General features: G+C 67.4%; 7 protein-coding genes. All 7 read right to left on the bottom strand.

Going from position 1 to position 10,913, the window contains the following annotated elements; translation table 11 throughout:
• Positions 1-41: 41 nt before the first annotated feature.
• The 7 genes from ACI2JZ_RS11085 to ACI2JZ_RS11115 all read right to left on the bottom strand — a co-directional run bounded on the left by ACI2JZ_RS11085 (position 42) and on the right by ACI2JZ_RS11115 (position 10,902).
• Positions 42-3,542 carry a DNA-directed RNA polymerase subunit beta gene (locus ACI2JZ_RS11085; RefSeq protein ID WP_247623214.1) on the bottom strand — a complete coding sequence of 1,167 codons (3,501 nt, stop codon included), beginning with the start codon at positions 3,540-3,542 and terminating at the stop codon, positions 42-44.
• Between the two features lie 219 nt (positions 3,543-3,761).
• A complete protein-coding gene (locus tag ACI2JZ_RS11090; protein WP_404597535.1) occupies positions 3,762-4,367 on the bottom strand; it encodes a hypothetical protein in 606 nt (201 codons plus the stop codon).
• Between the two features lie 47 nt (positions 4,368-4,414).
• Positions 4,415-6,106: an ABC transporter ATP-binding protein gene (locus ACI2JZ_RS11095; RefSeq protein WP_404597536.1), complete on the bottom strand. Its 1,692-nt coding sequence runs from the start codon at positions 6,104-6,106 to the stop codon at positions 4,415-4,417.
• Positions 6,103-7,053 (bottom strand): ABC transporter permease, encoded by a 951-nt coding sequence (locus tag ACI2JZ_RS11100; protein WP_247623217.1) that lies wholly within the window; start codon positions 7,051-7,053, stop codon positions 6,103-6,105. The genes ACI2JZ_RS11095 and ACI2JZ_RS11100 overlap by 4 nt, the downstream gene beginning before the upstream one ends.
• A gap of 34 nt (positions 7,054-7,087) precedes the next feature.
• A complete protein-coding gene (locus tag ACI2JZ_RS11105; protein ID WP_247623218.1) occupies positions 7,088-8,092 on the bottom strand; it encodes an ABC transporter permease in 1,005 nt (334 codons plus the stop codon).
• Between the two features lie 118 nt (positions 8,093-8,210).
• Positions 8,211-9,884 (bottom strand): ABC transporter substrate-binding protein, encoded by a 1,674-nt coding sequence (locus ACI2JZ_RS11110; RefSeq protein WP_247623219.1) that lies wholly within the window; start codon positions 9,882-9,884, stop codon positions 8,211-8,213.
• A 154-nt stretch (positions 9,885-10,038) separates the two neighbouring features.
• Positions 10,039-10,902: a MurR/RpiR family transcriptional regulator gene (locus ACI2JZ_RS11115; protein WP_404597537.1), complete on the bottom strand. Its 864-nt coding sequence runs from the start codon at positions 10,900-10,902 to the stop codon at positions 10,039-10,041.
• Positions 10,903-10,913 lie beyond the last annotated feature (11 nt).

The raw sequence follows: 10,913 nt of genomic DNA on the forward strand, positions 1-10,913 counted from the left end.
TCGGGGGGCCCGGGAGTTGCGTCCCGGGCCCGTCCGAAGGATTAGATCTCGTCGATCGAGGCGGCCTCGAAGCGGCTGGAGATGTTGATACCGAGCTCTTCCGCGGCGCGGAACGCCTCGTCGTCGGTGTCGCGGAGGTTGACCAGCGTGCCGTCGGCCGAGAGGACCTCGACGTTCAGGCAGAGCGACTGCATCTCCTTCATGAGCACCTTGAACGACTCGGGGATGCCGGGCTCCTGGATGTTCTCGCCCTTGACGATCGCCTCGTAGACCTTGACGCGGCCGAGGATGTCGTCGGACTTGATCGTGAGGAGCTCCTGGAGGGCGTACGCGGCGCCGTAGGCCTCGAGGGCCCACACCTCCATCTCACCGAAGCGCTGTCCACCGAACTGCGCCTTACCACCGAGCGGCTGCTGGGTGATCATCGAGTACGGACCCGTGGAACGTGCATGGATCTTGTCGTCGACCAGGTGGTGCAGCTTCAGGATGTACATGTAGCCCACCGAGATCGGCGCCGGGAACGGCTCACCGGAGCGGCCGTCGAACAGCTGCGTCTTTCCGGACGAGTCGATCAGGCGAACGCCGTCGCGCGTCGGGAGCGTCGAGTCGAGGAGACCGGAGATCTCCTCCTCCGACGCGCCGTCGAACACCGGGGTCGCGACCTTCGTACCGGGAGCGGCCTCGAAAGCCTGCTCCGGCAGACGCACGGCCCACTCGGGGGTGCCCTCGACCTTCCAGCCCTGCTTGGCGATCCACCCGAGGTGGGTCTCCAGCACCTGGCCGAAGTTCATTCGACCCGGGATGCCGAGCGGGTTCAGGACGATGTCGACCGGGGTTCCGTCCGCAAGGAACGGCATGTCCTCGATCGGGAGGATCTTCGCGATGACGCCCTTGTTGCCGTGACGGCCGGCGAGCTTGTCGCCCTCGGTGATCTTGCGCTTCTGGGCGATGTAGACCACGACGCGGCGGTTGACGCCCGAGCCGAGCTCGTCGTCGCCGTCCTCGGCGTTGAACTCCTTGACGGCGATGATCGTGCCCTGCTCACCGTGGGGAACCTTCAGCGACGTGTCGCGGACCTCGCGGCTCTTCTCGTTGAAGATCGCGCGGAGCAGACGCTCCTCGGCCGACAGCTCGGTCTCGCCCTTCGGCGTGACCTTGCCGACGAGGATGTCGCCGGGGCGGACCTCGGCACCGATGCGGATGATGCCGCGCTCGTCGAGGTCCTTGAGCAGCTCCGGGCTGACGTTGGGGAGGTCACGGGTGATCTCCTCCTTGCCGAGCTTGGTGTCGCGCGCGTCGACCTCGTACTCCTCGATGTGGATCGAGGAGAGGGTGTCGTCCTTCACCAGGTCCTGGCTCAGGATGATCGCGTCCTCGAAGTTGTAGCCCTCCCACGTCATGAACGCGACGAGGAGGTTCTTTCCGAGGGCCAGCTCGCCGTTCTCGGTGGCGGGGCCATCGGCGATGACCTCTCCGACCTCGATGCGCTCGCCGGCGGTGACGACGACCTTCTGGTTGTAGGAGGTGCCCTGGTTGGAGCGGTCGAACTTGCGCAGGTGGTACTCCTGCGTGCCGCCCTCGTCGAGCATGACGACGACGCGGTCCGCGGAGACCTCGGAGACGACACCGGCCTTCTCGGCGGTGATCACGTCACCGGCGTCGATGGCCGTGTAGCCCTCCATACCGGTTCCGACGAGCGGCGAGTCGCTGCGCAGCAGCGGCACGGCCTGACGCTGCATGTTGGCACCCATGAGGGCGCGCTGCGCGTCGTCGTGCTCGAGGAAGGGCACGAGCGAGGTCGCGACCGACACCATCTGGCGCGGCGAGACGTCGATGTAGCCGATCTCCTCCGGGAGGAAGAGGTCGACCTCACCGCTACCGCCCTTGGGGCGCGCGAGGACGTGGCTCTCGCGGAAGCGACCCTTGGCATCGAGCGGGGCGTTGGCCTGCGCGATGTTGAAGTCGACCTCTTCGGAAGCCGTGAGGTAGTCGATCTGGTCGGTGACGACGCCACCCTCGACCTTGCGGTACGGGGTCTCGATGAAACCGAACGAGTTGATGCGCGCGAACGTCGCGAGAGCACCGATCAGACCGATGTTCGGGCCTTCCGGGGTCTCGATCGGGCACATGCGGCCGTAGTGCGACGGGTGGACGTCACGGACCTCGACGCCGGCGCGGTCACGCGAGAGACCACCCGGGCCGAGCGCCGAGAGACGACGCTTGTTGGTCAGACCCGCGAGCGGGTTGTTCTGGTCCATGAACTGCGACAGCTGCGACGTTCCGAAGAACTCCTTGATCGCGGCGACGACGGGGCGCACGTTGATCAGGGTCTGCGGCGTGATCGCCTCGATGTCCTGCGTGGTCATGCGCTCGCGGACGACGCGCTCCATGCGCGACAGTCCGGTGCGGACCTGGTTCTGGATCAGCTCGCCGACCGCGCGGATGCGACGGTTGCCGAAGTTGTCGATGTCGTCGGTCGCGAGACGGATCTCGGCCTTCTTGCCGCCACGGATGCCCGAGAAGGTCTCGGTGCCCGCGTGGATGCGCACGAGGTATTTGATCGTCGCGACGATGTCTTCGACCGTGAGGACCGAGTCCGTCAGCGGCGCGTCGAGACCGAGCTTGTGGTTGATCTTGTAACGACCCACCTTCGCCAGGTCGTAGCGCTTCGGGTTGAAGTAGAAGTTGTCGAGGAGCGCGCGGGCAGCCTCGGCGGCGACCTGCTCGCCCGGACGCAGCTTGCGGTAGATGTCGCGGAGCGCATCTTCCTTCGTGACGATGGTGTCCTTCGCGAGCGTCTCCTCGATCGAGGTGAAGCCGGCGAACTCCGCCAGGATCTCTTCGCTCGTCATGCCGAGGGCCTTGAGGAAGACGGTCACCGACTGCTTGCGCTTGCGGTCGATGCGCACGCCGACCTGGTCGCGCTTGTCGATCTCGAACTCGAGCCATGCACCGCGGCTCGGGATCACGCGCGCCGAGACGATGTCCTTATCGGACGTCTTGTCGGGCGTCTTGTCGAAGTAGACACCGGGCGAACGCACCAGCTGCGAGACGACGACGCGCTCGGAGCCGTTGATGATGAACGTGCCCTTGCCGGTCTGGAGCGGGAAGTCGCCCATGAAGACCGTCTGGGTCTTGATCTCACCGGTGAGGTGGTTCATGAACTCGGCCTCGACGTACAGCGGAGCGGCGTAGGTCTTGCCACGCTCCTTGCACTCCTCGATCGAGTACTTCTCGGGCTCGAGGTACGGGTTCGTGAACGAGAGCTGCATCGTCTCGCCGAGGTCCTCGATCGGGGAGATCTCCTCGAAGATCTCGCCGAGACCGCTGATCTCGTTGACGTCGGTGCGGCCGGCCTTCTTGGCCTCGGCCACGCGGGCCTTCCAGTCGTCGTTGCCGACGAGCCAGCCGAAGGACTCGGTCTGGAGGGCGAGAAGGTCGGGGACCGTCAGCGTGTCGGAGATCTTGGCGAACGAGAGGCGGGAAGCTCCGCGTCCGTTCTTGGTGGTGGTGGATGTGGATGCGTTGCGAGCAGCAGCCAAGGGAATAACCTCCGTGAGCCCCGCAGGGCTTCTCGATTCCTTTGTCGTCAGGTGGAGTGTGCGCTCAGAAGCTCAACGAAATGCCGACCACCATATGAGGGCATGGAGAAGCGAGCGCAACTACTAACTATAGACACGAATCTGCGACATGGCAAGTGGAGTCCTTGACCAATATCGGATGCTGCGGTATTGGCATCCGTCAGCGCGGTGTGGCGAGCATCACACCCAGGTCCAGGTGACGAGCACCGACTCTGCGGTCTGCTGGCGCTCGGCCGCCGGCACCGTGTCGCTGAAGGAGAACGTCACGACGTAGGTCTGGTCGGCGCTGCTGACGTAGTACTGGTCGACGACGTAGGAGACGCCCTCACTCGACATGGCCGCCGAGATGTGCGCGGACTCGGAATCCGCGACGACGACGCGGTCGTGCACGACGACGTCGGTGGCGCCCACCGTCTCGAGTTCCTTCAACCCCAGCGTCTCGACCTGGTCGGGCGTGACGACGCCGACCGGGGACTTGAGCACGTTCACGTTGTCGGCGAACCCGTCGGCGTCCTGGAGATCGGCGGCGAAGCTGTCGGGATCGAACCCGGGGATCTCCTGCTGCGGGTCCTCCCACCCCGCGGGCGCCATGAACGTATAGCCGTCACCGGCGATCGTGGCTCCCGTCGCGGGCGCTGCGTCGAGTTCGCCCGCCGTCGTCTCCTCCGCCTCGACCTCGGACGAGGACCCGCTCGTCTCCTGCGGGGTCGGGATGAGCGTCGAGCACCCGGTGAGGGTGAGGGCGGCGGCGACGAGCAGGGCAGCGGATCGAAGAGGAGTACGCATGCGTCACATGCTATCCACTGCCTGCGACATCGCCGGCCGCCCGCCCCTCACGACGCGATGTCGAGCTCGTTCCCGGGGATCGAGGCGAGCAGACGACGCGTGTACGGATCGCGCGGGTTCGTGAAGATCTCCTCCGACGATGCGGCCTCGACCAGGCTGCCGTCCTTCATCACGCAGACGTAATCGCTGATGAGACGCACCACGGCGAGGTCGTGCGAGATGAAGAGATAGCTGAGCCCGTACTCGCTCTGGAGGTCGCCGAGCAGGGTGAGGATCTGGTCCTGCACCAGCACGTCGAGGGCGGAGACCGGCTCGTCGCACACGATGAGGTCGGGCGAGAGCGCGAGCGCACGGGCGATCGCGACGCGCTGACGCTGACCGCCCGACAGCTCCGACGGATACCGCCCGAGCATCGACTGCGGCAGGGCCACGTCGTCGAGCAGCTGGCGCACGCGGGCGCGACGCTCGGCCCCGCTCCCCCGGCGATAGAACTCGAGGGGCTCGGCGATCAGACGCTCGATCGTGAACATCGGGTTCAGGCTGGAGTACGGATCCTGGAAGATCGGCTGCACGCGCTGGCGGAAATCGCGCGTCTCGGCACGACTGAGTGACGCGACGTCCTTGCCCTCGAAGCGGATCAGACCGCTGGTCGGCTCGATCAGCTTCAACAGCATTCGCGCCGTCGTCGTCTTGCCCGACCCCGACTCCCCCACGATCGCGACCGTCTCGCCGCGCGGGATCGCGAGCGACACGTCGTTGACCGCGACGAAGTCCTCGCCGCGTCCGCGCACCGGGTACACCTTGGTGAGGCCCTCGATCTCGACGATGTGGTCGGCCTTCGCAGCGGAACCGGAATCCACGGACGCTTCGGCCGTGGCATCCGCTCGTTCCTCGACCTGGAAGGCCTCCGGACGCAGGCGCGCGGCCGCCACCGAGGGGGCGGCCTTCACGAGGGACTGCGTGTACGGATGCTGCGGATCCTCGAGGATCTGCCGGGCGGGGCCCTGCTCGACCACCTTGCCGCGGTGCATCACCACGACGCGCTCCGCGCGCTCGGCGGCGAGACCGAGGTCGTGCGTGATGAGCAGCACGGCGGTGCCGAGCTCGCGCGTCATCGCACCGATCTGATCGAGGATCGTGCGCTGCACCGTGACGTCGAGCGCGCTCGTCGGTTCATCGGCGATCAGCAGACGCGGCTTGCAGGCGAGGCCGATCGCGATCAGCGCGCGCTGCCTCATGCCGCCCGAGAACTCGTGCGGATACTGCTTCGCCCGCTTCTCGGGATCGGGCAGGCCGGCGGCGGTGAGCGCCTCGACGACCTTCTGCTGCACGTTCTGCCGCGTGGCGAGGCCGTGCGCGAGCAGCGTCTCGGCGACCTGGGTGCCGACCTTCGCGACCGGGTTGAGGTTCGACATCGGATCCTGCGGGACGAGACCGATGTCGCGCCCGCGGATCGTACGGAGCTCGTTCTCGCCGGCGTGCGCGATGTCGCGCCCGTCGAGACGGATGCTGCCGCTGGCGACCCTGCCGCCGCCCGCGAGGAGGCCGATGATGGCCATCGCCGTCGTCGACTTGCCCGAACCGGACTCGCCGACGATCGCGACCGTCTCACCGGGCGAGATCTCGAGGTCGACCCCCTCGACGGCGTGCACGACGCCGTCCATGGTGGTGAAGTCGACCGCGAGCCCCTCGACAGAGAGGAGCGGGGTGTCGTTCATCGTGTTCTCCTGGGCGTTCATCGGGCACGCGTCCTCGGGTCCATGGCCTCGCGCAGCGCCTCACCGAACAGGGTGAAGCCCAGCGCGGTGACCGCGATGCAGATGCCGGGCAGGAAGGCCAGCCACGGCGCGATCGAGAGTTCCGCCTGCGCGTAGGTGAGCATGCGACCCCACTCCGCCGTCTCGGGGCGACCGCCGCCGAGACCGAGGAACGAGAGCGCTGCGGCGTCGATCACCGCGGTCGCGAGCGTGAGCGTGCCCTGAACGATCACGGGACCGATCGCGTTCGGCAGCACGTGCGACATCGTGATGCGACCCCGACCGAGACCGAGGGTCTGCGCCGAGAGCACGTAGTCGCTCGAGCGCTGCTGCAGCATCGAGGCGCGCAGCAGGCGGGCGAAGATCGGCACCTGGGAGGCACCGATCGCGATCATCACCGCGAACGGCGTCTGGCCGAGGATCGCCGCGATCGAGACCGCGAGGAGCAGGTTCGGCACCGAGAGGATGATGTCGACGAAGCGCATGATCACGGTGTCCACCCAGCCGCCGAAGGTACCGGCGAGGAGACCGAGCAGCATGCCGCCGACGAGTCCCATCGCGGTGGAGATGACGCCGACGAGCAGCGACGCCCGCGCACCCCAGATCAGCTTCGAGAGCACGTCGCCGCCGAACCGATCCAGGCCGAGCGGGAACTGCGGCAGCTCCCCCGGTCCCGGGATGTAGGTCGGGGTGATGAACTTCGCCCCGGGGAGCGCGGTCTCGGGATACGGGGCGAGCAGCGGGGCGAGGCCCGCCACGAGGAGGAACAGCAGCACGATGATCGCGCCGATCCACGCCGTGGGGTTGCGGCGCAGACGTCGGAAGACGTCGCGCCAGAACCCGCCGGGCCCTTCCTTGATGCCGGCCTGGGCGATCGCGACGGTGTCGATCACGCCGCCGCCCTGGGCGGGTGGGAGTGCGACGCTCATGACATCGCCCCCTTCCGGATACCGGTGATGGTCGTCATTGGACCCTCACTCTCGGGTCGATGAAGCTGTACGAGACGTCCACCGCGAGGTTGATCAGCGCGTACGCGATCGCGATGAAGATGATGAAGCCCTGCAGCACCGGGAAGTCCCGGGTGAAGATCGCCCGGGCCAGGAACGACCCGATCCCCGGGAAGGCGAACACCGTCTCGGTGAGCACCGCCCCCGAGATGAGCAGACCGGTCTGCAGACCGATCGTCGTGATGACGGGCAGCATGGCGTTGCGCAGGATGAAGCGGTTGCGGAGCGTCGACGATCCGACGCCCTTCGCGCGCCCGGTGCGCACGTAGTCGGCGTTCTGCACCTCGAGCACGCTCGCCCGCGTGATGCGCACGATGATCGCGAGCGGGATCGTGCCCAGCGCCAGAGCCGGGAGGATCAGGTGCAGGATCGCGTCCCACGCGGCATCGAACTCGCCCGTGATGAGACCGTCCCACACGTAGAAGCCCGTGGGATGCGTGGCGTCGATCCTCGGATTCTGCCTGCCGTCGGAGGGCAGCCAGCCCAGTTGCACGGCGAAGATGTACTTCAGGATGAACGCGAGGAAGAACACCGGGATGGTGATGCCGATCAGGCTCAGCACGACCGAGGCGTGGTCGCTGAACTTGCCGTGGCGGCGCGCCGCCCAGTAGCCGAGCGGGATGCCGACGCCTACCGCGAAGATCAGCGCGACGACGCTGAGCTCGATGGTCGCCGGGAAGCGGCGGAAGAACTCCTCGACGACCGGCCGGTTGGTCTGGATCGAGGTGCCGAAGTCGCCCTGGAGCAGCCTCGTCACCCAGACGAAGTACTGCTCGATGAGCGGTTTGTTGAATCCGTAGAGTTCGTTGACCCTCTCGATGGCCTCGGGGGTCGCCTTCTCACCGAGAAGGGCGACGGCCGGGCCGCCGGGGAGGGCTCTGACCCAGGCGAACAGCAGGATGCTGAGGCCGATCAGAGTGGGGATGAGGAACAGCAGTCGCCCGCCGATGGTGCGCAGCACAGAGATCTCCGTAGATCGGGCGCACACCCTTCGTCTCGCTCCGCTCGCTCAGGGACCGGGAGGCCGGTCCCTGAGCGAGGAGCGGAGCGACGAGACGAAGGGTGCGCGTCGGTCGGGCCTACTTGGTGAGGACGATGTCCGTGAAGACCTCGTCGTTCACCGGGCTGGCCGGGTAGCTCTCGACGCGCGGATCGAACGCCAGCGTGGGCGCCGGGTGCGCGAGCGGAACACCGGGGATGAACTGCGCGACCATCTCGTTGATCTCTTCGTACAGAGCCGTCTGGTCCTCGAGGTTCGAGACGCCGCGCGCCTCGTTCAGCTTCTGGAACAGCTCGGGGTTGTCGAAGCCCCACTCGGAGCTCTGCTGGCCGAAGAAGACGCCGACGAAGTTGTCGGTGTCGTTGTAGTCACCGGTCCACCCGAGGAGGTGGATGCCGTGGTCCGACGTGCCGGTGGTGCGGTCGAGGTACTCGACCCACTCCTCCGAGACCGGGGTGGTCTCGACGCCGACGTCTGCGAGCTGCGACGAGAGAACCGTGAAGATCTGCTCGGGGTCCGGCATGTACGGACGCGAGACGTTGACCGGGTAGTTGAAGGTGAGCTTCAACGGGTTGGCCTCGTCGTAGCCGGCCTCGGCCAGCAGCTCCTTGGCCTTCTCGGGGTCGTAGTCGAAGGTCGTGACATCGGGGTTGTAGCCGTTGACGACCTCGGGCACGAACTCGATGGCCTTCTCGGTGCCCTCGGGGAGCACCTGGCTGATCAGCGCATCCTTGTCGACCGCGTACGACAGCGCCTCACGGACCTTCGGGTCCTGCAGCTCGGGGATCGCCTGGTTGAACGCCAGGTAGAGGATCGTGAACGGCGGGCGCGACACCATGGTGAAGCCGTCGTCCTCGAGAGCCTTCGTGTCGGCCGGGCCGACGAGGTCGTAACCGTCGATCGAGCCGGACTCGAGCGCCTGGCGGCGAGCGGTCGGGTCGTCGATCGTGCGGAAGATGATCTCGTCGATCTGTCCGGCGTCACCCCAGTAGCCGTCGTAGGCCTTGAGCGTGACCTGCTCGCCCGGTGCCCACTCCTCGAAGGAGTAGGGACCGGTGCCGACCGGGTGGCCCATGGCGTACTCCGAGAGCTGCGGAGCCTCGGCGGATCCGCCCACCTCGTCGGCGCCGAACTCCTGCATCGCCGAGGGGCTCTGCATCGCGAACGACGGCAGCGACAGCGAGGCCACGAAACCGGCGAAGGGCTTGTTCAGCTCGATCGTGACGGAGTAGTCGCCGTCGGGCGTGCACGACTTGTACACGGCATCCGCCGCGGTGTCGGCGTAGCCCTTGAAGAGCTTGTTGTAGTAGTAGCCGAAGGCCTCGGAGGCCGCGAGACCGGTCCAGTTGTACCAGCGGTCGAAGTTGACGCAGACGGCCTCGGCGTTGAACGGCGTGCCGTCCTGGAAGGTCACGTCCTCCTTGAGGGTGAAGGTGTGGCTCATGCCGTCCTCCGACGACTCCCAGCTCTCGGCGAGGAGCGGCGCGGGGTCGGCCGTTCCCGGCTCGGTGCCGACGAGACCCTCGAAGATCTGCCGGGAGACGCGGAAGCTCTCGCCGTCCTGCGCGAACGCGGGGTCGAGGCTGGCCGGGTCGGACGATGCGGCGAACACGAAGGTGCCGTCGACGTCGCCGGACCCTTCCGAATCGTTGTCGCCGCGCTCGCTCGCGACACAACCCGCGAGGGCGAGGGCGGCGATCGTCGCCCCCGTGATGGCGACGAGACCGCGTCGTCGAAGTGGTGACTGGTGCATGGATGAACCTTCCCTGTGGGGCGTTTCGCTGCGCATGCGAGCATCGTCGCCCGCATGGTGATTCCCTCGACGCTACTCAGTGGATGTTGGTATGCCAAGACTCTCGCGTTACGAGAGTGTTGCGATCCGGTATCGCGATCTCCGGACCCGGGTCTCAGCGCCGGTGGTGCACCGCGGCGTCGTGCGTGAGCCGAAGCGGGATCGCCACGGGCTCGCCGCGGTGCTGCACGACGCGCACGAAGAGCACGTCGACGAGGGCCAGCTGCGCGATCCGGCTCGACATCGCCGCCATCCGGAAAGGCGACTCGTAGGCGTGCGTGAGGAGCACGAGCTCGGCGGTCCGCGCGAGCGAGGAGTCGGCGACACCGGTCACCGCGACGGTGAGCGCACCGGCATCCCTCGCCACCTCCAGCGCACGCAGCGTCTCGACCGTCTCGCCGCTGTGCGAGAAGGCGACCGCCACGTCGTCCGACGTGCGCAACGCGGCCGCGGTCCGCGCCAGGTGCGGATCGGCCGAGTGCGAGACGGCGCTGCCGATGCGCGAGAGCTTCAGCTGCAGATCCTGCGCGGCGAGCGATGAGGCCGCCTGGCCGAAGAGGTCGATGTGGCGGGCCTCGACGATGGCCCGCGCCGCCCGATCCAGGGTCGCCGCATCGAGCCCGTGAGCGGTCCTCTCGATCGCGTCGATCTGCTGGGCCGCGAGCTTCGCGGCGATCGTGGCGGGGCCGTCGTCGGCCGAGATCGTCGTCGAATCCAACCCGAAGCGCGCCTGCTGCGCCTGGGCCAGCGTCACCGAGCGCGCGACCGCCACGCGCAGCTCGCGGTAGCCGCTGAAGCCCAGCGACTGCGCGAAGCGCGCGACGGTCGACAGCGATGTGCCGCACAGCTCGGCGAGGTCGGTGATCGCGAGTTCGACGACGAGCATCGGGTCGTCGAGGATCCGCTCGGCCACGCGCGTCTCGGCCGCGCTCAGCTTGGGGGCCGAGCGGCGAACCAGCGCGAGAACGTCGTCGTCCATCGTGCGCACCC

It is taken from the genome of Microbacterium sp. NPDC087868 (genome assembly GCF_044900755.1).
Lineage (GTDB): Bacteria > Actinomycetota > Actinomycetes > Actinomycetales > Microbacteriaceae > Microbacterium > Microbacterium galbinum.